The sequence below is a fragment of the Criibacterium bergeronii genome, from assembly GCF_001693775.2.
GTDB classification, from domain to species: Bacteria; Bacillota; Clostridia; order Peptostreptococcales; family Filifactoraceae; genus Peptoanaerobacter; species Peptoanaerobacter bergeronii.
The window spans coordinates 1-22,076 of sequence record NZ_MBEW02000023.1 but is presented as its reverse complement, the minus strand read 5'-3'; the positions used below and the strand labels follow the sequence as shown (position 1 = coordinate 22,076).

The following is a 22,076-nucleotide window of genomic DNA, read 5'->3' as shown; positions in this document are numbered from 1 at the left end:
AACGATGAGTACTAATATAATTACGAATGGAATAAAAGACTATGTGATTGAGCAAAGAAGATTTTTTCATGAAAATCCGGAGCTTTCGTGGCAAGAATTTGAAACGTCAAAAAGAATAAGACAAGAACTGGATAAAATGGATATAGAATACGAAATTGTAAAAGAAACTGGAGTTATAGGAACTATAAAAGGTTCAAAACAAGGGAAGAGACTAGGTATAAGAGCTGATATTGATGCACTGCCGATTAAAGAGCAAAGTGGAGTTGCATTTTCGTCAAAAAATGATGGAGTAATGCACGCTTGTGGACATGATGCACACATTTGTATATTATTAGCTACAGCAAAAGTATTAAATGCAATGAAAGACAAGTTAAACGGAGAAATAAAAATAATATTTCAGCCGGCGGAAGAATATATACAAGACTCAGGTGCAAAATATTTATCAGAAGTAGAGTCTATAAAAAATCTAGATAGAATTATAGCGCTGCATATTTGGGCAGCCATAGAAAGTGGCAAGGCTGCGTTGAGGACAGGACATATAATGGCGTCAGCAGATACCTTTGAAATCTTATAACGGTAATATGATTTATAAAAGTTATAAAAAGGTTATATGATATTTTAAAAAATAGTGTTTAGATAAAATCAATGCATATGGTAAAATAATATTTATTAATACTAAAAAGAGCAGGTTTATCTAAGGGTTAAGTTGGTTAACTATTAGACTAATTTGCTTTTTTATTCTATTCTTGCCAATATTAATGTAAATTGATACTGGCAAGGAGTTTATAATATAACTAAGAACATATATATTACAATTTCTAATTGAATATATAACGATTACAAGGTATAATAATATTTGAAAAAGCTCAAAATAAAATATCTTATTTAAATTAAGAAACATTACTTTAAAGGAGGATTTATGAACAGACTATTCAAAAAGACATTGACATTTGGGATGGCTTTAGGGTTATCTGCAACGTTAGCAGGGATTTCCTTTGCGGCAAACCCTACAGACGATGTAACGGTTATTTACACAAATGACGTACATACTTACATTGATAATTATGACAAGGACAAGAAAGAGCCACTTCTTTCTTACGACAATGTGGCAGCGATGAAAAAAGAATTCCAAGACAACAAAAAAGCTGTCGTACTTGTAGATGCAGGTGACCATGTGCAAGGTACTGCTTTTGGCGGACTTGACCAAGGCAAACAGATTATTGAGATAATGAATGCTACTGGATATGACGTGGCAACAATAGGCAACCATGAATTTGACTATGGCATGAGCAGAGCTTTAGAAATATTTAAAGAGGCAAAATTTCCTTATGTATCATGCAATTTTATTTCATTAAAAGATAATAAAGCTGTACTTAATTCTTATAAAATATTTGAATTAAACGGAGCAAAGGTTGCATTTGTAGGTATTTCTACTCCTGAAACCTTTATAAAAAGTACACCAAAATATTTTATGGACGAAAATGGAAAATTTATTTACACATTTAAAGAGGATAATACCGGAAAAGACTTATATGAAACTGCTCAAGTGGCAATAGATGCAGCTAAAAAAGACGGAGCAGACTTTGTAATAGCTCTTGGACACTTAGGAGTTGACCCATCTTCAGCACCTTGGACAAGTGAAGATGTAATTAAAAATACTACTGGATTAAATGCTTTCATAGACGGACACTCTCACTCTACAGTAGAGGGTAAAATGGTAGCGGATAAAGCAGGCAACGAAGTTTTACTAACACAAACAGGTTCTTATTTAAAAAATATCGGACAATTAAATATTTCTAAAGACGGAAAAATCGCTACAAAATTAATTAAAGAATACAAAAATAGTGATGCAACTGTAAAAGCATTAGTAGACAAGCTTAAAAAAGATGTAGAGTCAAAGCTTGGAAAAGTCATTGCATATTCTGAGGCGGATATGTATATCACAGACCCGGCTACAAAGACAAGACTTATTAGAAAACAAGAAACAAACCTAGGTGATTTTTGTGCAGATGCGATTTATTATTTATTTGACAAAACAGAAAATTTACCGGTAGACTTAGCTATAATGAATGGCGGAGGCATCAGAGCAAATATGCCAAAAGGTGAAGTAAGCTACAAGACATTAAAAGCAGTTCACACATTTGGAAATGTACTTTGCTTAATTAAAGTAGATGGACAGACAATACTTGACGCTTTGGAATGGGGAGCAAAAGACGTTGGTAAAGGTGAAAATGGAGGATTTTTACACACAGCAGGTCTTACATTTACAATAGATGCCTCTGTACCTGCAAATGTTACTCAAGATACAGCAAAATTATGGACAGGCTCAGATAAGACAAAGCCTTATAGAGTAAAAGATGTAAAAGTATTAGACAAAAAGACAGGCGAATACAAACCACTAGATTTAAACGCAACATACAATCTTGCAGGCACTAACTATACACTTAGAGATATGGGCGATGGATTTAATATGTTTAGCAAAGCTGAACTTGTAAAAGACTATGTAATGGAAGATTATCTTGCTCTTGCAAATTATGCACAGTCTTTTGAAAAAAATGCAGATCACGACAATTTACCAACTATCACTGCAGAAAAATATGGCGACATTAACGGTAAAGGCTACATGACAATAGTAAACTTATCTGAACAAACTCAAGAGGTTAAAAAAGAAGATATTAAAAAAGAAGAAACACCAGCACCAGTACAAAAAGCTGAGGAACCTAAAAAAGATATGAATACAGATAAGCAACAAGTAGAAGTATCTACAACTGATAATGATGTAGCTTACTACATTGTTTTACCTGGGGACAATCTATTTAAAATAGCAGGTAAAAAATATGGCAATTCATTAAGATGGACTGAAATATATGATTTAAATAAATCAATAATTAAAAATCCGGCTTTAATATATGCGGGACAAAAATTAGCGATGCCAAGTAAATAATTTTATTGCAATAAATTAACTTAAAAAATGAAAATCCCCTTATTTGATTTATTTCAAAGAGGGGATTTTTATTTTTAAAATTAAATATCATAAAAAATTGAAATTTGAATAAAAAAATCAAAATAGTTTCAAAACTCAAATAAAAAAGTTACAAAATGTTATTTGTTATATAAATTTTTATTCCCTTTTTATTTAATATGTGATATAATTCAATAAGTTAAAAATTATGTAATGAATTTGTCATATTAAGATAGAGTTACATATTGGTAATCAGATAAATTTTTTAAGATGTAATTTTATTTATACTCCGTATTTGGATGTGGATTTAATTATATACTGGGAGATTATAAATGATAAAGAATAATGACTTTCGTGAGATAGTAGGGACAGCAGGTAAATATAAATTTAGACGTAATATGCTTACTCTTAGAAAAAGAGTAAACCAAAACAAATTTTACTTCGTGTTAATGGTATTGATGATGGCAATAGGGCTTGCTCTATTCACTATAAAACCTGGCATTGGATATGAAATAAGAGTTAACGGAACTCCAGTAGGCTTTACAAAGAGCCCAAGTGCAGTCATGAGTGTGTTGACATCTTTGGAACAGGATTTAAGAGTTACAAAGGGAGATAATATACATTATGACATGGACGTTGACTTTGTAAAAGGGAGACTTGGGAAAAATAAAATAGTAAATCCTGACGACCTTAAAGTCATGGTATCCTCAATGATAGTCATTAAAAAGCCTGCATATGTACTTAAAACAGACTCAGGCATAGCTTTTGCTATAGACTCTAAGGAGTCAATGGCAAATATCTTAGAAGGGATTAAAAAGCCATACATTCAAGGTAAAAAGAATGCAAAAGCAGAAGTAATAAGCAATATTTCTTTGATACAATCTGACAATGTGCCAGTAGATAAGATATTAAACTACGAACAGGCGATGTCATATATAACAAAAGAAAATGCGTCCGATAAAGTAAAGCCGACATTTGATGTTAAGACTACTTATGAGCAATCTTCTTCAAGACCAATATATAAGGGTGTAATGACAGTTACCGACCCTACAATGTATGAGGGTCAAACAAGAGTAAAGGTTGAAGGCTCAAATGGTATTAAGTCGGTAAATAGTATAGTAACAGAAATAAATGGTACAGTAGTAGACAGTCAGGTTATGAGTGAGGCAGTGGTTACTGCAGCAGTTGATAAAGTTATAGCGATAGGTACAAAACCAAAGGTTGCTCCGGTAGTTTCTATAGCTCAAAAATATTTAGGAGTACCTTATGTTTGGGGCGGTACTACTCCAAGAGGGTTTGACTGCTCAGGATTTGTGCAATATGTATACGCACAAAGAGGAGTTTATTTACCTAGAACAACATATGCAATGGTAAATGTCGGTAAAAGAGTTTCACGTTCACAATTAAGACCGGGTGACTTAGTACACTTCCCAGGACACGTTGGTATATATGTTGGCGCAGGACAAATGATACACGCTCCAAAGCCGGGTGACCACATAAGATATGGTAGCATAGACACTAGAAACTTCTTATTTGGTACTAGAGTTTTATAATCACAAAATAGAATTATTAATATTAAAAAAGCTTGTTTTTGGATAATCTGAAAACAAGCTTTTTTTAATATTTTTTTCTGTTAAAACTTCAACATAAATGGTATAATTATGGTAAAACATTGAAAGCTGAATTTAAATTTTTAGAATAAAATATAATTAGGAGGGAAATAGTGCGTAAAAAAGAAAACAATAAATATATATTTTTTATATTTATAGGGCTTGCTCTATTTGGTCTTGTAATCATGATGATGGCAGAGGTCAATCATATACAAGGCAACGCAAAAGTTATAAACTATAACGGTATAGTTCGTGGTGCAACTCAGAGAATTATAAAAAAAGAATTGTATGGAATTGCAGATGATGCAGCAATAAAGCGAATGGACAATATTTTGTATGAGCTAAGAACCGGTGAAGGGGAGTATTCGCTTACAGTCTTACAAGATGAGCTTTATTTAAAAAATTTGCAGATACAAAATGATTACTGGCAAAAATTGAAACAGGACATACTGCTCGCTAGAAATGACCCTAAACAAAAAGATATGCTTTATCAATCCAGTGAAGAATATTTTAATTTGGCAAATGAAACTGTTTCATCTGCTGAATTGTATTCAGATGGTGTAGCAAAAAGCATACGAATTCTTGAAGTGCTGATTATATTGTTGATTGTGATAGTCTTGATATGCTTGACGTGGACTACAGTCAAGACCATTCGAAAAAACAAATATCTTGACAGTATTACATATATAGATGTAAATACTGGGCTGCCAAATAAGAGACGTTGTGAAGAAAAACTCAAGGAAGTAAATTCTTCGCTGCAAGAAAAAAATATTTGCTGTTTTATGTTTGATTTGAACAATCTGAAAGTTATAAATGACACCTTAGGTCATCAGTGGGGAGATTTTCTAATTTTGAGCTTTGCCAGCTTTTTAAGGCAAGTAAGCCCATCTTCTATGTTTATTGGGAGATTTGGAGGCGATGAGTTCATTGGGATTTATGAAAATACTACTAAAGAGGATATACAAAAATTTTTGGATAATTTAAATAACAATTCTAAAAATCTTAATTTTACTCAAGATGGGAAAACTATTAAAATTCAATTTGCATATGGATATGCCTTTTCATTAGATTATCCGGATTGCTCCAGCCAAATCCTGATGGATATTGCGGATAAAAATATGTATAAAAACAAGCAATTAATGAAAAGCTTAAATCATGAATAAGTTGTAATGCTAAAAGAGTAAAAATTGACAGGTAATATTATAAAAAATAATTTTTTATAGGACACAAGATTGTCCTATAAAATTAGAAAAAAGGACGATGGAGGTGTCTTGTAAAAAGCGGGCACATCCATCGTCATTTATTTAGCGTAAGCGAAAAAACTATAGTTAAAAGTGACAGTACAAATTTGAAATTTGAATTCCAATGTCTTAAATTAGAGGAGTAAGCCAAATAGTCAATTGAAACAAATGAACCGTGGTCATGGGTGTGACTTTTACTATTTTTTTATGTGCTTTTTGATAATAAAAGTCTATAAGCGGGTTTTTAAAAAAATTATTAAAATGATAATTAAGGCAAATAAAACTATCCAAGTAGTCAATAAAAATCACCTCACAAAAAAGCTATGGCAACATATAAGTTTGCCACAGCCGAATTTCTGCGCCATTATAGGTGACTTTAAAAATAAAGCTACATTAGTTCTGTAGGTCTTCTGAATCATGCTTATTAAGTCTTTAATCTTCGCGTCCAATTTTTGCCTTCTCAGGTTTACCCAATGACTGATTTTCATCAATAAAAAGTGGACATTTGCATTTACAGCGGCGGTACCGTTTGGGCATTTAACCCAATTCCCTTGTTAATCTATATTCACTATACATAAATACAGCCACAGAAATATAATTATTTTAAGTTTGTAAATTTTATATAAAAATTTAAAAGAAAATCTTTAATCATAAATATATAATTTATATCATAATACAATATGTTCTATAAAAAGTCGATATTTATACATTTTTCAGTATTGATTGTCAATATCGGTATAGAGATTATTTTTTCAATTTATTTATCAGCTCTTGCATATCGTTTGGCAAATCAGAATGCAGTTTTATGATTTTTTCACTCCTAGGAGACATTATTTCCAAATCTGAGCAGTGAAGTGCCTGTCTGTTTAACAGTGCAGGGTCATAATTGGCATTATAAAGCTCATCGCCTATTATTGGGCAACCTATGTGCGACAGGTGTACTCTTATTTGATGGGTTCTGCCTGTACCAAGGAGGAGTTTTATTATAGAAAAATTGTCTGAGGCTTTTTGCACATCATAGTAGGTTATTGCCGCTTGACCTTTTGGGTCAATTATTCTTTTTATATCATCGCCGTCTTTATATATAGGTGCGTCAATTACGCCGTCTTTTTCTTTTGGCGTACTGTTTGTGATGGCTGTATAATATTTTTTTATTTTATTAGACAAATAGCCTTGGGATAGTGCATAATGGGAAAAGGAATTTTTTGCCACGCTGATTATACCTGAGGTATCTCTATCTAATCTGCTGATAAATCTGACCTTGGAATTTATATTATTTTGTTCGAAATAATATTCTATATAATTAAGTAGGGTATCCTCTTGATGAGATTTTGTTGGATGAACTACAGTGAATGGGGGTTTATCGATTATTAATAAATCTTCATCTTCATATAAGACTTTGAGCTTTTTATTTTGGGGCAAATATTCGTTTTTTTCGTCTGCTAGGACTAATTTTAGTATATCGCCTTTTTTAATTTTTCCATTTTTAGGCATTGGCTTATCGTTGATAGTAAGCACATCGTCATTTTTTTTGATGCGGGCGATTTGACGTATGGAAAAGTGCATTTTATCCAGCATAAGATGCTTGATGTGTATATCTTCTTCGCTTATATATACAAATTCATTATATTTTTGCTTATCTTGTAGATACATAAATCTCCTTAAAAAAAAACAACCTTGCGGTTGTTTGTGCTTACGCTTGTTTAGCAGCGTTAAGTTTTTTAGTAAGTCTAGAAATTTTTCTAGCTGCTGCATTTTTGTGGATAGAACCCTTGCTTGCTACTTGGTTGATTTTCTTTTGCACAAATCTAAGCTTTTCTTGAGCTAGATCAAAATCACCATCCATAAGAGCTTTATCAAAATTCTTTATAGCTGTTTTAACTTGGGATACCCTCATTTTATTGATAAGAGTTTTTCTTTGAATAACTCTAATTCTTTTCTTTGCAGATTTAATGTTTGCCAATTTTTTCACCTCCATTTACTAGCGTTATGTATTTAGATTAGCCGAAATACAAATTCACACAAATTTAACAATCTATATTTTAACAAAAAATATAACAATTGTAAAGGTAATTTTTGATAATTAATGTTAAAGAATTATTTCAACAGGTATTACATTATATCACAAATTTTAATTGTTGTGTATAAATTTTTTGATTTTAAATAAAAATTAGTCTGTCAGGTTTATTATATCCACTGAGGAATAATTTTAACATATTTCCTTATTGTTTACATTTTAGTTTAATAATGGTAGAATTATTGTGAATAACTATATTTTAAAGAATTTGTATGGAAAAATAAATGAACAAAACTAGAAAGTTGACGTTAGTGTCAATGTTAATTGCTATTTCAATAATTATATACAAAGTTGAATTTGCACTGCCATCGCTGGATTTTATAGCACCGGGTGTAAAGCTGGGGTTGTCAAATGTTATCACTCTTGCCTGTTTGTATATTTTTGGAGCATATACAGCATTTGTGGTGCTTGTTATAAGAGTGTTTATATCTTCGCTTTTTTTTGGCGGGATATCTGCGATGTTATACAGCTTGGTGGGTAGCTTGTCAAGTCTTGCAGTTATGCTGGCTTTAAAAAAAATTAATTTAAAATCAATAAGTATTCTTGGAATATCTATGGCAGGTTCGTTTTTTTTCAATATAGGGCAATTGATTGTGGCGGCATTTATAATTCAAAACAATAAAATATTTTACTATTTGCCGTACGTCAGCATTATGTCAATGTTGACCGGCATATTTGTAGGATTAACTGCTATATTTTTTATTGATAGGTTGCAAGACATTATGAAGTATCAGAATATGTATTAAAATATTATGAATTGGAGATAAAATGACAAAGTACGATTGGGATTTAAGTAAAATTTATAAAAATAATGAAGAAATAGAAGTAGATAAACAAAAAATTAATGAATACTTACAAATTTACAGCAAGGAAGTAGAAAATAAGGATATAGAAAAAGTTTTGACTATAGCACAAAAAGCTAGCAAAATGATTTCTAAGCTATATGCTTATTCTATGATGAAAAAAGACGAAAATGCAAAAAATCAGGACAGCGTTAAACTTTCTTTAGAAATAGAGGCTTTATCTGCTAAGGTAAACAATGTGTTTTCCAGCCTTGAGCCAATGATTATAGGGCTTGACGATGAAACTATAAATAAATTTTTAAATACCACAGATAAAAAAGATTACGCACAGGTAGTGACAAGAATTCTTAGAAAAAAACAGCACATTCTTTCAAAGCAAGAGGAAGAAATATTAAGCGTGACTGAAGATATAGCAAATGACTCAGAAAATAATTACTATATGCTATCCTATGCAGATATGCAATTTGGAAAATTAAAAAATGGCAAGGAGCTTTCTCACGCAAATTATATAAATTTCCAACAAGACAAGGATACAGAGCTTAGAAAAGAGTCCTTTGAGCTGATGCACGACACTTATGGGAAATATATCAACACATTTTCTTCAAATTACTATTCGCACGTTAAAGCCAAAGAAAAAATTGCAAAACTGAGAAAATTTACATCTAATAGAAATGAAGAGCTTTTTGCGGATAATATTGATGAACAGGTTTATGATTCATTAATAGACGCAGTAACAGATTATATTCCAGATTTGTCAAAATATATTGACTATAAAAAGAAAAAACTAGGCTTAGAGGAGATTTCAAATTACGATTTATATGTGGAGTTATCAGATAAAAATCAAAAAAAATACAGCTATGAACAAGGGAAAACTCTAGTAAAAGAGGCTTTAAAACCACTTGGCAAAGACTATAGCGATATTTTAGCAAATGGACTTGAAAGCAACTGGATAGATGTATACCCAAAGGACGGCAAAAAATCAGGCGGATATTCCTTTGGCACATACGACACAGACCCATATATACTTTTAAATTATACTGATAATATCAGCAGTGTGTTTACATTGGCTCACGAGCTTGGACATTCGATGCACAGCTATTATTCAAGAAAAAATAATCCATATTATCAGTCAAATTATACAATCTTCGTCGCAGAGGTTGCGTCTACTACAAATGAATTACTATTATTTAATTATTTAAAAGACACATTAAAGGATGAGGACGAAAAACAATCAATAATACTATATAATTTGGAACAATACAGGACTACAGTGTTCAGACAGACGATGTTTGCAGAGTTTGAAAAAATAGTTCATAGTAAGGTTGCAAATGATGAGGCTCTGACAGCGGATATGCTGGACGAAATATATTTTAACCTCAACAAAAAATATTATCCAACAGTAAGCCACTCAGACGGCATCGCTAGAGAATGGGCAAGAATTCCACATTTTTATTCAGATTACTATGTATATAAATATGCCACAGGATTTGTGTGTGCCAGCGTATTATCTCAAAATATTTTGAATGCTGACGCAGAGCCAATCGACTATCTTAACTTCTTAAAAGATGGCAATAAAAATTATCCAATAGAACAGCTAAAAATGGCAGGAGTAGATATCAGCAAAAAAGAAACAGTGGCAAAGGCCTTAGATGCCTTTGTAAAGACAGTGAATGAGCTAAAATAAATGAATATACAAATTATCACCAAAAGACCTGAAGAAAAAAATATGAGTGAAGTCACCAAAGAGTACAAGAAAAGGCTGTCAGGCTACTGCAACCTTAAAATCGTAGAAAAAGCCGACAGCCAAAAAGCTTATAAAATTTTTGTAAATGCAAAAAATAAATACATCACCTCCGAAGACTTGGCAAAAAAATTATCAGACATAATGATAGATGGCAACTCAGATATAGCGTTTTTCACAGGCGAAAAACCTGACAATACAGATTATGACTTTACATTGACAAGCCTAGAAGCATCTGAAGACATGAAACTTTGTATGCTTTTAGAACAAATCTATAGAGCATTTAAGATAAATAATAATGAGGCTTATCATAAGTAAATGTTGATAAATAAGTCTTTTTACGATTTTCCTGAGGTCAGGAAAATCGTAAAAAGGTAGTATTGGCAACAAGTCTATTTAGATTGGAAAAATAAATGTTAAAAACAGGAGCTTATATTATTTTGGTAATAGCCTTTGTTACTGGAGTTCAAATTAGGTTAACTAGATATAAAAAAAGAAAGAACAAGTAAAAATTTATTGGAGCTTATGGGGATTTCGGCTATGCTTGTTTGCTCTTTCATATTATTAATAGGGCGATTTGTTTAAAAAAATAAAAAATATTAATTTTAAATAAAAAGGTATCTATGAAAATCAAAGATATTTATAAGTACAGCTTGGAAAAACTTAATAATGACGAAGAAAAATTTCTTTTGACCGAAATGATTATCGCCTATGTTTTGGAAAAAGACAGAATTTACATAAAACTAAACATGGACGATGAAATAAACAACAGACAAGCTGAAAAAATAAAAGGCTATGTGGAGAGATTGACAAACAATGAGCCAATCCACTATATAATTGGCAAAAGAGACTTTATGGGCATGGATTTTTATGTGACACAAAACGTATTGATACCAAGAAGTGACACTGAGGTGCTGGTAACAGAGGCTATAAATGCTTTAAACCAAGAAAAAAAATATGCAAAAGATACAACAACAGGCTTGGAAATAGGTGCTGGAAGTGGTATAATTTCTATTTCCTTACTAAAAAAAATCGAAAATCTAAATATGACAGCTGTAGACATAAACTGCGATGCGATTAGACTTACCACAAAAAATGCGGTAGAGTTAGGCGTCTATCCAAGACTAAAGGTATTAAAATCAGACATCTACAGCAAAGTAAACGAAAAATATGACTTTATTATTTCAAACCCCCCATATATAAGGACTGATGAAATACAAAGGCTTGACCCAAAGATAAAAAACTATGAGCCACTAAATGCCCTAGATGGCGGAGAAAGTGGTATAGAATTTTATGACAAAATTATAAGAGATGCCAAAGCATTTCTAAATAAAGACGGCTATTTATTTTTAGAAATAGGTTATGACCAAAAAGATGATGTCAGTAATTTATTTAGCAAGCATAATATAAATGTAAAATTGAAGGTAGTAAAGGACTTAGCAGGATATGACAGAGTGATTATAGCAAAATTTATATAATTTTAATGTCAGGGAGATAGCAAATGAAAGTAAATTACGATGGAAAATCATATGAAGTAGCAGTAAATACCACTTTTGAAGAATTCATGATTAAAAATGATATACATAAGAAATACGATATTTCAGCAGTGCTGGTTAATAACAATCTAAAAGAATTGTCAGAGGTCATACATGATGGAGACAGTGTAGAGTTTCTTGACTTACTTGACAAAGATGCTAGAAATATTTATATGAGGACATTATCCTTTGCATTTCTAGTAGCTCTAAAAAAATTTGATGAAAATGCAATCTGCACGATTGAACATTCGCTTTCTAACGGATTATTTTGCAATATAAAAAACTCCTCCTCTCAGGTAAACAGGGCATACACTCAGAGTATAAAAGACGAAATGGAAAAGCTAATCAAAGAAAAAAAGCCAATCGTAAAATATAAACTGCCCTTTAACCAAGCCAGCAGAATATATAATATGCAAAGTGAACACAAAAAAGAGGGACTGCTTGGATATAGAGACACAGAGGATACCGTACCAATCTACGGACTTGATGGCTACAAAAATTATTTTTACGGATATATGCTCCCAAATACCTCTTATCTAAATAAATTTGATTTAAGAATTTATAATGCAGGCATAGTATTACTTGGTCCGGATATTAAAAATCCTGATAAAGTAACAGAATTTAGAAATCAGCCTAGACTTTTTGCCATTTATCAAGAAGCGAAAGATTGGGCTGATGTAATAAAAATGCCTACCGCACTTGAGCTAAATCATGCTATAGAAAACGGACAGTATCATGATATTATAAGATATACAGAGGCTTATCATGAAAAAAAGATTTGTGACATAGTAAATCAGATTGTCAGAGAAAACAAGAGAATAATCCTAGTAGCAGGACCATCCTCCTCAGGCAAGACCTCCTTTGCCCAAAGACTAAAAATACAGCTTGTTGCCTCAAAAAAATATCCGGTATCAATTTCTATGGACAATTATTATATTGACAGGGATAAAAATCTGACTAATGATTTTGAGTCAATCAATGCTCTTGATATAGAAAAATTTAATGAGGATTTAAATAATCTTTTAGAGGAAAAAGAAGTAGAACTGCCTATATATGATTTTATCACCGGCACTAGGAAAAAAGAAGGCATCCTGACAAGTGTGGGAAAAGACCAGCCGATAATTATAGAAGGAATTCACGGACTAAATCCAATTTTAACAGAGTCAATCAGTGCTGTTTATAAATACAGAATATACGTTTCTGAGCTAACTCAGCTTAATTTAGACAACCACAACAGGATTTCTACAACAGATGTAAGGTTAATCAGGAGAATAATAAGAGATAATGCCCATAGAGGGTATGGTGCAGAATTGACTCTTTCTATGTGGGACAAGGTAAATGAGGGCGAAAGAAATAATATATTTGTATTCCAAGAAAATGCAGACACTATGTTTAATACGGCACTAATATATGAAATTGCGGCTATGAAAAAATATATTGAGCCACTTTTAAAAGCTATTGATAAGAATTCAATTTATTATAAAGAGGCTAAAAAAATACTTAAATTCACAAAATATTTCTTGAGCATAGAAGACGAAAGTGATATACCAAATACATCCATTTTGAGAGAATTTATAGGTGGAAGTAAACTGGTAGATTAAGGGTAGGTAAAATGACAAGATTAATAATATACATTGCTATAATGTTAGTAGGAGTAGCCTTAGGCAAAAAAGGCTTTTTGGAAAATATACTAAAAAATAGGCTTGGCTTAGTACAAAATGCCATAATATTTTTGTTACTCTTCGTAATGGGAGTGGGTATTGGCAAAAACAAGTCGGTTACAGACAATTTATCCTCTTTGGGCTTTAGGGCGGCATTTATGGCATCTGTAATAATAATTTCCAGTGTTTTTTCTGTAAAAATATACACCACTTTAAGAAAAAAATTTATAAAGAGGGTGGACAAATGATACTTGTATCAGTTTTATTAGGAGCAATACTTGGATATTTATTTGATGTTAAAATTCTGACTGAGGCATCAATCTTGATTGAGCCGCTAAGCTATGCAATCGTATTTGTATCGGGTCTTAGCGTAGGATATAGCTTAAATGGCAGAAAATTAAAAAAACATTTGATAATAGATGTGTTTGCTATGCCAATTTTTATCTCTATTGGCTCTATAGTTGGTGCGATGCTTTTAGGAGGCTTTGCGGGATTTAATTTTTGGCAATCCGGTCTTATGGCGTCAGGTCTAGGCTGGTATTCTTTGTCAGCTATAATGATTTCTGATTATGATATAGGACTAGCTGCAATGGCTCTTATGATAAATGTATTTAGAGAGATATTTGCAATAGCTACTATCCCATTTATAGCAAGATATGTTGGATTTTTGGAGTCGGTATCAGCCGGCGGAGCAACCAGCATGGATACTACATTACCTGTAATATCAAGAAGTACCAACGAAGACACTACCATAATAGCTTTTGCTAACGGAGCAATCCTGATTATAGTAGTACCTGCCTTGGTAGAAATTTTTATAAATATAGGGTTTAAATAATGTACGGTGGGTTTTATATTGAGCAGTGTTGTGGCAATAATTTCTTTTCGTATGATAAGCGTGAGGATAAAAAAATATATGTAGCACCTTTAATTAAAATAGAGGCAAATTTGTCAGATGTAAAAAAATATTTTTTAGAAGGGAATTCAACCGCCTTTGCCGAATTTGATGAAGAAAAAAATAAATTAATTCAAATAAAGGGAATAAAAAATTTTTTATACTTTGAATATTTAGGCAAAAAAATTTATATTTTTGACAATCACAACCATGCGTTTTATTTTATAAAAACTAATTACTCAGGCACACCACTTCCATTAATTCATTTTGACCAGCACAAGGATATGAGAGAGCCAAATTTATTGTATAAAGAATTTATAAAGAAAAATTCTGATAATGCTATTGACTTAGACTTGTATTACACAAATTATGAGCTAGATGTTGGCAATTTTATTGTGCCATTGTTAAAAGAAAATATTATCAGCGAAGTAAAAATTATTGACTCTTCATACAAGCTAGAGGAAATAAATAAACAGATAATGGGTATACAAGACGCTATACTGGATATTGACTTGGATTTTTTCAGCAGGGATATGGAGTATCTAAACGATGAGCTTAAAATAGCTGCTATCTCAAGGTGCTTTGATAGGGCATCTATTGTGACGATTGCCACTAGTCCATATTTTATTGAGTTTGAAAGAGCTAAAAAATATCTTTTTGAAATTTTAAAGCAAACATTTGGTTAATTATAAAAAGCGTTTAAGTTTTGTTAAGGATTAAGCTGTAAAATTTCTAATGGAATTTATGTATTTTTATAAGCTTAATCAATATTTTAGGAGATTATATGATTGACATTTTAAAGGTAATTTTGCTTTCTTTTGTAGAGGGGTTGACAGAGTTTTTACCGATAAGCTCTACCGGTCACTTAATTTTGGTAAATGAATTTATCAAGCTAGAGCCGGAAAGCTTTGCAAATATTTTTTCAATAATAATACAGCTTGGGGCGATAATGTCCGTGGTAGTGTTGTACTTTAGCAGGCTAAATCCTTTTTCAAAAGAAAAAAAAGAGGCTCAAAAAAAAGAGACATTAAGAACGTGGGGGTTGGTAATTGTAGGTGTGTTACCTGCTGTCATACTTGGACTTAAATTTGATGATTTTATAGATGCACACCTTATGAATTCCTATGTAGTTGCGGCTATGCTGTTTATTTGGGGTATTGGTATAATACTGCTTGAAAAAATGAATAAAAAAGCAACAATAATTAATCTATCAGGCATGAGCTACAGGACTGCGTTTTTGATTGGTATAGCACAGTGCTTTGCAATGATACCGGGCACTTCACGTTCTGCGGCAACTATTATCGGTGCAATGCTGCTTGGTTGCAATAGAAAAGTAGCTGCTGAGTTTTCATTTTTCTTGGCAATACCTACAATGTTTGGTGCAACCTTGTTAAAAGTAGTGAAAATATTTGTAAAGGGTATACCGATTACCGGCTTTGAAGTATTTTTGATAGTGCTTGGAATGGTTTTATCTTTTATAGTTGCACTTGTCGTTATAAAAAAATTCATGAGATATATAAAAGAGCACGACTTTGTGCCATTTGGAATTTACAGAATAGCGCTGGCTGTCATAGTTGTTATATATTTTATTGCAAAATAGAAGTAATGGTGTAAAATGAAAACAAAAAAGACAAATGCAATGAGAATTTTAGAAGAAAAAAATATAAATTACACTGCCCATGAATATGACAGCAAAGGCTTTATGTCAGGTACAGAAGTGGCGGGGAAAGTGGGGTTTGCCAATGAAAGAGTGTTCAAAACCTTAGTCACTCAGGGAGAAAAAGAATACTATGTATTTATTTTACCATCAGATGCTGAGCTTTCACTAAAAAAAGCTGCAAAATTGGCGGGTGAAAAAAATATACACATGATAAATCCAAATGACCTAAAAAAAGTAACAGGATATATAAAAGGTGGCTGTTCACCTGTAGGCATGAGGAAAGAATACAAAACTTTTATACATGACTCAGCCTTAAATCAAGAGACTATTTTAGTCAGCGGAGGAGCTCTAGGCTGTCAAGTAGAAATAGAACCAAAGACTTTGATAGAAAATTTTGATATACAAGCTGAGGATATTATCCAATGAATAAACTAAATTAGTTTGTAATATTTTATTACTAGCAACAAATAGAAATATACAAAAGTTCACTCACCTATTTTCAAAAATGAAAAATCAAGCTCATTTAGCCGTGAAGTTTCGACCGGCAAAAAAGTGGCGTCCTGCCACATTTTGCCTTGAAAATCATCCTGATTTTCATTCGAAACTTCTACGACTTATTCGCTGAGATTTTTCAGAGTTTTTCAAATATGGTTCGTTTAACTTTTGTACATTTCTAGCATCCTAGAGCAATAGCTTGCTTTATTTTGGAATGAAAAAGATTTTATTTAAAATTGTGATTTTGGACGAAAATGTTATACTATAAATATTCAGATTACCTAAAAAATAAATATGGCGAAAAAGTATACAAGATACCGATAAATCTTCCTCTCACTTGCCCAAACAGGACAAAAGAGGGCGGGTGCACCTTTTGTGCCCAAAATGCCGTAGGCTATGAGTCTTTAGAAAATAATCTTGGGGTTAAAGAGCAGCTTGAAAAAAATATAAACTATATTGGACCAAGATATGGAGCAAAAAAATTTTCTGCCTACTTTCAAAACTACACAAATACCTTTATGAATACGGAAGTATTTGAAAAATATATGCTTGATGCTCTAAGAGATGACGTGGTGGAAATAGCTGTATCTACAAGACCGGATTGCATAAATTACAAATATTTGGACATTTTAGATAAAATACACAAAGAAACCGGCACAGATATATGTATAGAGCTGGGATTGCAGAGTGTAAATTACAAAACTCTTGAAAAAATAAACAGAGGTCATTCATTGGCAGAGTTTATAGATGCAGTGATGATGATAAAAAAGTATGATTTTACAATATCGAATCACATGATACTAAACTTGCCATATGACGATTTGACAGATGTAATAGAGGCGGCGAAAATATTATCTGCCTTAAAAGTAGATTTTGTAAAGATGCACAGCCTTTACATTTGTCCAAATACTTCAATGGAAAAAGATTATCTTGCGGGCAAATTGGATTTAAAAGACGTAGACGATTATGTAAAAAAATCGGCCTTGTTTTTGGCGTATCTTGACGAAAATATTGTCATACAAAGAATAGTAAGTCGTGCACCAAAGGAAGATACAGTGTTTTGCAACTACGGCATATCTTGGTGGAAGATTAGAGATTATATTGAAGAATTTATGACTAAAAATAATTTAACTCAAGGCTGTAAATGTGATTATTTAGGTGGAAAGAACGTTAGAGATTTATAAAAGGAGTTTAAATGATATTATCTGATAAATGGGAAGATTATGAAATACTTGGAGCAAAAGATGGTCAAAAGCTTGAGCGTTGGAACAAGTTTATATTAAAAAGACCTGACCCAACCATATTTTGGAGAGGAAAAATCTCTGAGAGTGATTTTAATAAATATGATGCACTTTACAATCGTAGCAGCAGTGGTGGCGGCTCTTGGCAATACAAAAGACCTATGCCCGAGAGCTGGGAGGTGTCATATAAGGACTTGACCTTTATGGTAAAACCTACAGGCTTTAAACACACCGGTATTTTTCCTGAGCAAAGTGCCAACTGGGATTATGCAGCTGAAAAAATAAAAAATGCAAATAGAAAAATCAAGGTATTAAACCTTTTTGCCTATACTGGTTGTGCCACTGTAAGTGCATCAAAAGCAGGAGCAGTAGAAGTAGTTCACGTCGATGCGTCAAAGGGCATGACGCAAATAGCTAAGAAAAATGCAGAGCTAAGCGGAGTATCAGAAAATTTTATCAGATACATTGTAGACGACGTATTTAAATTCGTGGAAAAAGAAATACGAAGAGGAAATAAATACGATGCAGTAATTATGGACCCTCCATCATATGGCAGAGGTACAAACGGGCAAATATGGAAGATTGAAGACAGCTTGAACGACCTTTTAGAACAAGTGAATAAAGTTCTATCAGACGAGCCGTTATTCGTATTAATAAGCTCTTATACCACAAATATTTCATCTTTGGCACTTAACAATATAGTAAAAAGTTCATCGATTAGAACTAGATTTAAAAATATCCAAACAGATGAATTGGCACTGCCAATCAAAGACGAGGAAGTTTATTTGCCATGTGGCATTTGTGCTAGATGTGACTAAAGGAGTAAGCTATGGATAAGTTTATAATTTATTTTATTTCTTATTTTATAGGAAATATTTCCCCATCATACATTTTTACTAAATTTCTCAAAAATGAAGATATAAGAGATTTTGGCTCAGGTAATGCAGGTACTACCAATGCGTTAAGAGTAGGCGGTAAAAAAATGGGACTTGCAGTTTTTTTGGTCGATTTTTTCAAAGGCTTTTTAGTAGCATTATTAGTGAATAAAAACTTCGGCTTGATGACAGCCTTAATGGCATCTATATGCGTAATTTTAGGGCATATATATCCAGTATTTTTAAAATTTAGAGGGGGCAAAGGAGTTGCCACGTCTCTTGGAGTATATTACGCATTATTTTTTGTGCCAATATTTATATGCTCAATCATAGGACTTATTTTATTATACATAAAAAGATATGTATCACTATCAGCGATGGTAACCCTTTTTAACATCAATATAGCGATGTTTATAGCAGGCTATGAAATAAAATATATCTTATGCACGATTTTTATTTTTCTATTAGTAACCTATAAGCATAAGTCAAACATACAAAGATTAATGAACCATAACGAAAATAAACTAAGCTTTTCTAAGAAATAATATGCCTATTTCTAAATCTAAATTATAATAGGGAGGCAAAATGAAAAAAATTTCTGTAATCGGAGCAGGTAGCTGGGGTTCTACTTTAGCACTGCTTTTGTATGAAAATGGTCATGACGTTACACTTTACACAAAAGGGCAAAAGCATTATGAGGAACTCAGTCAAAAACATACAAATAGCAGATATTTAGAAAATATAACTTTTCCGGAAGGTATAACTTATACCTACGATTTAAAAAAAGCTACTCAAAGTGCTGAGTGTGTAGTGCTTGCAGTAACATCTCAAGCAACTAGAGAAGTATTGAAACAAATGAAACCACATTTAAAACCGGATGCAGTGGTTGTAAATGTGTCAAAAGGCTTAGAATTAGGTACGAATTTATTATTGTCTCAGGTTTACGAAGAAGTAATCGGAAACGAGAATTTTGTAGTATTATCAGGACCATCTCACGCAGAAGAAGTAAGCGTTAAAATACCGACAGCAGTGGTGTGTGCATCAAAAAAAGAAGAAATATCAAAAGATGTTCAAAAAATATTTTCAAATAATTATTTTAGAGTTTACACCAATTCAGATGTAATAGGAGTTGAGGTAGGCGGAGCATTAAAAAATATAATTGCACTTGGTAGCGGCATAAGCGATGCAATTGGCTATGGAGCTAACACAAGAGCAGCCATAATTACAAGAGGTATAAGTGAAATTTCAAGGTTTGGGAAAAAACTTGGGGCAAATCCATTAACATTTTTAGGGCTTACCGGTGTTGGCGATTTAATAGTGACTTGTAATTCTAAGCTGTCAAGAAATAAAAGAGCTGGAGCGTTGATTGCAAAAGGCTACAATGCAAAACAAATAACTGAGCAAATCCACATGGTAGTAGAGGGAATTCCTACTACAAAAGCTGTATATGAGTTTGCAAAAGCAAATAATATTTCAATGCCGCTTACAGATGCAATTTATGATGTGATTTATGAAAGTCACGACATAAAAGACACAGTAAAAAGACTTATGAATAGAAATATGAAAGAAGAAAATTTGACAGAGGATATGTTCATAAATTCATAGATTTTCAGTAAAAAAATTTTTACATCAAAAATTAAAAAAATTGATGTAAAAATTTTTTTAAATTTCAAAAGAATTATTGACACAATATGTAGTGTTAAACAATTGCTAAATTATCATATAATGTGTTTTTATCCAAAATATTTGGAATGACTTGGATGGACTTATAAAAACTTTGCAAAAAAGGCTTTTAATTCGTAGAAAAGTGTAGTAAAATATAAGAGCATATCTAGAAATATGGAATAAATAATATGTCTAAAAAAGTAGCAAGAAGAAAAAAAATAAAATTAAAAGCAGTTGCATATTTTGCGATTTTTTCTCTTTTAATTATTGCCATAGCAATCAGCTTAGTCGTAAGGTTGCAGTTTGACATCAAAAAAAGCATAATAAAGCATTACACAGTAGACCTAGGCGAGGTTAAAAAATCAATCACCAAGGATATGGTTGTAATAAGAGATAATGTATCTGTAAAAAGTGAAAAAGCCGGAATTTTAACAAAGTTTTATTCACAAGGACAAAGAGTGCCTAAAGGTGCAGTGATTTGCAAAATACAGGACTCACAAAATAGTGAAAATGAAATAGCAGAGCTAAACAAGCTCAATATGCAAATTGACACATTACAAAATGGTGCGATTAATTATTCACCTGAAATTCAGTCAAAACAGTTGCAAGATAAAATTGCAGCTTTATATGAGGACTTGCAGGATAGGATAAAGACTAAGGACTTCAAATATGTATCTAACATCAAATCAGAGCTATCTTTGTTAATTGCACAAGCAAATGCTGTTTCAGGAAACACTCAGTCACCCGTTGCTAATTTGGCTTCTTTGATAAGTCAAAGAGATAGTCTACGAAAAAAGCTAGATTATGGCAAATCTTATGTAAAGTCGGAAATGCCGGGAGCATTGTCTTATTTTAATGACGGATATGAGACTTTATTTTCGATGTCGAATATGAAAAATATAACTGTCAAAGATTTAAAAAATGCAAACCCAAGGCTGGTTAAAATTGACCAAACAAAAGTAAATCAGGGAGACTTGATTGCCTACATAGTAGGTAATCACTATTATTATATGGCAACTGACATAGGACCTGAAGATATCGAGGCTATTAAAAGAGACACAAAGCTTGACATCATAGTACAAGACATGGTTATAAATGCCTATTTTTATGACTTTTACAAAGATAAAAACGGAGAGTTTATCGGTTTTTTCAAAGTAGAGTCTGATGATTATGATTATTTAAAAAATAGGAAGGATAAGGCAAAAATTATTTATTCTACAGCAAAAGGACTCTTAATTCCAAACGATGCAATAGTCGATGACAATGGTGAAAAAGGAGTCTACAAGGTAGATAAGACCGGCACAGCAAACTTTGTTAAGCTGGACAACATTTTATTATCAGATGAGCAAAATACAGTTATAAGTTACTCATTTGATGAAGTTAACAGTCCAACCGAGCTAAGCTTATATGACGATATAATACTTACACCAAAAAATGTTAAGGATGGACAGAAGGTAAAATAATGAGTGAAGATTTAAAACAAAATCTTGAAAAAGTACAGTACCTGATAGGTGAGGCAAAATCAAAATCTCCTTATAAGCAGGAAGTAAAACTCATTGCAGTAAGTAAGACTGTAGATATGCCTGAAATAAAACAAATATATGATTTAGGAATAAGA

The 22,076-nt window shown here is 32.1% G+C and carries 21 protein-coding genes and 1 riboswitch; of the genes, 19 read left to right on the top strand and 2 right to left on the bottom strand.

Annotated elements, in window-relative coordinates; all coding sequences use genetic code 11:
• The first annotated feature begins 4 nt into the window (after nt 1-4).
• The 4 genes from BBG48_RS08785 to BBG48_RS08770 all read left to right on the top strand — a co-directional run bounded on the left by BBG48_RS08785 (nt 5) and on the right by BBG48_RS08770 (nt 5,735).
• Nucleotides 5-574: a M20 metallopeptidase family protein gene (locus BBG48_RS08785; RefSeq protein WP_068913951.1), complete on the top strand. Its 570-nt coding sequence runs from the start codon at nt 5-7 to the stop codon at nt 572-574.
• Nucleotides 575-919: 345 nt separating this feature from the next.
• Nucleotides 920-2,944, top strand: coding sequence for a 5'-nucleotidase C-terminal domain-containing protein (locus BBG48_RS08780; protein WP_068913952.1), 2,025 nt, complete (start codon nt 920-922; stop codon nt 2,942-2,944).
• 350 nt (nt 2,945-3,294) lie between these two features.
• A complete protein-coding gene (locus BBG48_RS08775) occupies nt 3,295-4,515 on the top strand; it encodes a C40 family peptidase (protein WP_068913953.1) in 1,221 nt (406 codons plus the stop codon).
• Nucleotides 4,516-4,685: 170 nt separating this feature from the next.
• On the top strand, nt 4,686-5,735 hold the full coding sequence (locus tag BBG48_RS08770; RefSeq protein ID WP_068913954.1) for a GGDEF domain-containing protein: 1,050 nt from the start codon (nt 4,686-4,688) through the stop codon (nt 5,733-5,735).
• Nucleotides 5,736-6,196: 461 nt separating this feature from the next.
• Nucleotides 6,197-6,420: riboswitch (cobalamin riboswitch) on the bottom strand.
• A 137-nt stretch (nt 6,421-6,557) separates the two neighbouring features.
• Here BBG48_RS08770 and BBG48_RS08765 read toward each other — a convergent pair.
• A complete protein-coding gene (locus BBG48_RS08765; protein WP_068913955.1) occupies nt 6,558-7,466 on the bottom strand; it encodes an RluA family pseudouridine synthase in 909 nt (302 codons plus the stop codon).
• Nucleotides 7,467-7,506: 40 nt separating this feature from the next.
• Nucleotides 7,507-7,776: a 30S ribosomal protein S20 gene (gene rpsT, locus BBG48_RS08760; RefSeq protein ID WP_068913956.1), complete on the bottom strand. Its 270-nt coding sequence runs from the start codon at nt 7,774-7,776 to the stop codon at nt 7,507-7,509.
• A gap of 338 nt (nt 7,777-8,114) precedes the next feature.
• On the opposite strand from rpsT, the gene BBG48_RS08755 reads away from it, so the two are divergent.
• The 15 genes from BBG48_RS08755 to BBG48_RS08685 all read left to right on the top strand — a co-directional run bounded on the left by BBG48_RS08755 (nt 8,115) and on the right by BBG48_RS08685 (nt 21,921).
• Nucleotides 8,115-8,636, top strand: coding sequence for a Gx transporter family protein (locus tag BBG48_RS08755; protein ID WP_068913957.1), 522 nt, complete (start codon nt 8,115-8,117; stop codon nt 8,634-8,636).
• Between the two features lie 22 nt (nt 8,637-8,658).
• Entirely contained in the window at nt 8,659-10,377 is a 1,719-nt protein-coding gene (gene pepF, locus BBG48_RS08750) for an oligoendopeptidase F (protein ID WP_068913958.1), read from the top strand.
• The gene (locus BBG48_RS08745) at nt 10,378-10,752 is read left to right on the top strand and encodes a 23S rRNA (pseudouridine(1915)-N(3))-methyltransferase RlmH (RefSeq protein ID WP_068913959.1); all 375 of its coding nucleotides are present in this window, start codon (nt 10,378-10,380) and stop codon (nt 10,750-10,752) included. It abuts the gene before it with no gap.
• A 305-nt stretch (nt 10,753-11,057) separates the two neighbouring features.
• Nucleotides 11,058-11,912 (top strand): peptide chain release factor N(5)-glutamine methyltransferase, encoded by an 855-nt coding sequence (gene prmC, locus BBG48_RS08740; protein WP_068913960.1) that lies wholly within the window; start codon nt 11,058-11,060, stop codon nt 11,910-11,912.
• A 23-nt stretch (nt 11,913-11,935) separates the two neighbouring features.
• Entirely contained in the window at nt 11,936-13,570 is a 1,635-nt protein-coding gene (locus BBG48_RS08735; RefSeq protein WP_068913961.1) for a nucleoside kinase, read from the top strand.
• A gap of 11 nt (nt 13,571-13,581) precedes the next feature.
• Nucleotides 13,582-13,878 carry a LysO family transporter gene (locus BBG48_RS08730; RefSeq protein WP_068913962.1) on the top strand — a complete coding sequence of 99 codons (297 nt, stop codon included), beginning with the start codon at nt 13,582-13,584 and terminating at the stop codon, nt 13,876-13,878.
• Entirely contained in the window at nt 13,875-14,465 is a 591-nt protein-coding gene (locus tag BBG48_RS08725) for a lysine exporter LysO family protein (RefSeq protein ID WP_068913963.1), read from the top strand. The genes BBG48_RS08730 and BBG48_RS08725 overlap by 4 nt, the downstream gene beginning before the upstream one ends.
• On the top strand, nt 14,465-15,208 hold the full coding sequence (locus BBG48_RS08720) for a peptide arginase family protein (protein WP_068913964.1): 744 nt from the start codon (nt 14,465-14,467) through the stop codon (nt 15,206-15,208). Before BBG48_RS08725 ends, BBG48_RS08720 begins: the two co-directional genes overlap by 1 nt.
• Before the next feature lie 98 nt (nt 15,209-15,306).
• Nucleotides 15,307-16,122 carry an undecaprenyl-diphosphate phosphatase gene (locus BBG48_RS08715; RefSeq protein WP_068913965.1) on the top strand — a complete coding sequence of 272 codons (816 nt, stop codon included), beginning with the start codon at nt 15,307-15,309 and terminating at the stop codon, nt 16,120-16,122.
• A gap of 15 nt (nt 16,123-16,137) precedes the next feature.
• Nucleotides 16,138-16,608 carry a Cys-tRNA(Pro) deacylase gene (gene ybaK / locus BBG48_RS08710; RefSeq protein ID WP_068913966.1) on the top strand — a complete coding sequence of 157 codons (471 nt, stop codon included), beginning with the start codon at nt 16,138-16,140 and terminating at the stop codon, nt 16,606-16,608.
• A 323-nt stretch (nt 16,609-16,931) separates the two neighbouring features.
• Entirely contained in the window at nt 16,932-17,861 is a 930-nt protein-coding gene (locus tag BBG48_RS08705) for a TIGR01212 family radical SAM protein (RefSeq protein ID WP_068913967.1), read from the top strand.
• An 11-nt stretch (nt 17,862-17,872) separates the two neighbouring features.
• On the top strand, nt 17,873-18,736 hold the full coding sequence (locus BBG48_RS08700) for a class I SAM-dependent methyltransferase (protein ID WP_068913968.1): 864 nt from the start codon (nt 17,873-17,875) through the stop codon (nt 18,734-18,736).
• Between the two features lie 11 nt (nt 18,737-18,747).
• Complete coding sequence (gene plsY / locus BBG48_RS08695) at nt 18,748-19,338, top strand: glycerol-3-phosphate 1-O-acyltransferase PlsY (RefSeq protein ID WP_068913969.1); 591 nt, start codon at nt 18,748-18,750, stop codon at nt 19,336-19,338.
• A 40-nt stretch (nt 19,339-19,378) separates the two neighbouring features.
• Entirely contained in the window at nt 19,379-20,398 is a 1,020-nt protein-coding gene (locus BBG48_RS08690; RefSeq protein WP_068913970.1) for an NAD(P)H-dependent glycerol-3-phosphate dehydrogenase, read from the top strand.
• Nucleotides 20,399-20,646: 248 nt separating this feature from the next.
• On the top strand, nt 20,647-21,921 hold the full coding sequence (locus tag BBG48_RS08685; protein ID WP_068913971.1) for an HlyD family efflux transporter periplasmic adaptor subunit: 1,275 nt from the start codon (nt 20,647-20,649) through the stop codon (nt 21,919-21,921).
• The last annotated feature ends 155 nt before the right edge of the window (nt 21,922-22,076 follow it).

Coding starts and splice junctions, on each gene's coding strand:
- BBG48_RS08785 (WP_068913951.1), top strand. CDS start 5: ATGAGTACTAATATAATTACGAATGGAATAAAAGACTATGTGATTGAG.
- BBG48_RS08765 (WP_068913955.1), bottom strand. CDS start 7,466: ATGTATCTACAAGATAAGCAAAAATATAATGAATTTGTATATATAAGC.
- ybaK (WP_068913966.1), top strand. CDS start 16,138: ATGAAAACAAAAAAGACAAATGCAATGAGAATTTTAGAAGAAAAAAAT.
- BBG48_RS08705 (WP_068913967.1), top strand. CDS start 16,932: ATGTTATACTATAAATATTCAGATTACCTAAAAAATAAATATGGCGAA.
- BBG48_RS08685 (WP_068913971.1), top strand. CDS start 20,647: ATGTCTAAAAAAGTAGCAAGAAGAAAAAAAATAAAATTAAAAGCAGTT.
- pepF (WP_068913958.1), top strand. CDS start 8,659: ATGACAAAGTACGATTGGGATTTAAGTAAAATTTATAAAAATAATGAA.
- BBG48_RS08780 (WP_068913952.1), top strand. CDS start 920: ATGAACAGACTATTCAAAAAGACATTGACATTTGGGATGGCTTTAGGG.
- plsY (WP_068913969.1), top strand. CDS start 18,748: ATGGATAAGTTTATAATTTATTTTATTTCTTATTTTATAGGAAATATT.
- BBG48_RS08725 (WP_068913963.1), top strand. CDS start 13,875: ATGATACTTGTATCAGTTTTATTAGGAGCAATACTTGGATATTTATTT.
- BBG48_RS08715 (WP_068913965.1), top strand. CDS start 15,307: ATGATTGACATTTTAAAGGTAATTTTGCTTTCTTTTGTAGAGGGGTTG.
- BBG48_RS08700 (WP_068913968.1), top strand. CDS start 17,873: ATGATATTATCTGATAAATGGGAAGATTATGAAATACTTGGAGCAAAA.
- BBG48_RS08720 (WP_068913964.1), top strand. CDS start 14,465: ATGTACGGTGGGTTTTATATTGAGCAGTGTTGTGGCAATAATTTCTTT.
- prmC (WP_068913960.1), top strand. CDS start 11,058: ATGAAAATCAAAGATATTTATAAGTACAGCTTGGAAAAACTTAATAAT.
- BBG48_RS08755 (WP_068913957.1), top strand. CDS start 8,115: ATGAACAAAACTAGAAAGTTGACGTTAGTGTCAATGTTAATTGCTATT.
- BBG48_RS08735 (WP_068913961.1), top strand. CDS start 11,936: ATGAAAGTAAATTACGATGGAAAATCATATGAAGTAGCAGTAAATACC.
- BBG48_RS08690 (WP_068913970.1), top strand. CDS start 19,379: ATGAAAAAAATTTCTGTAATCGGAGCAGGTAGCTGGGGTTCTACTTTA.
- BBG48_RS08730 (WP_068913962.1), top strand. CDS start 13,582: ATGACAAGATTAATAATATACATTGCTATAATGTTAGTAGGAGTAGCC.
- BBG48_RS08745 (WP_068913959.1), top strand. CDS start 10,378: ATGAATATACAAATTATCACCAAAAGACCTGAAGAAAAAAATATGAGT.
- BBG48_RS08775 (WP_068913953.1), top strand. CDS start 3,295: ATGATAAAGAATAATGACTTTCGTGAGATAGTAGGGACAGCAGGTAAA.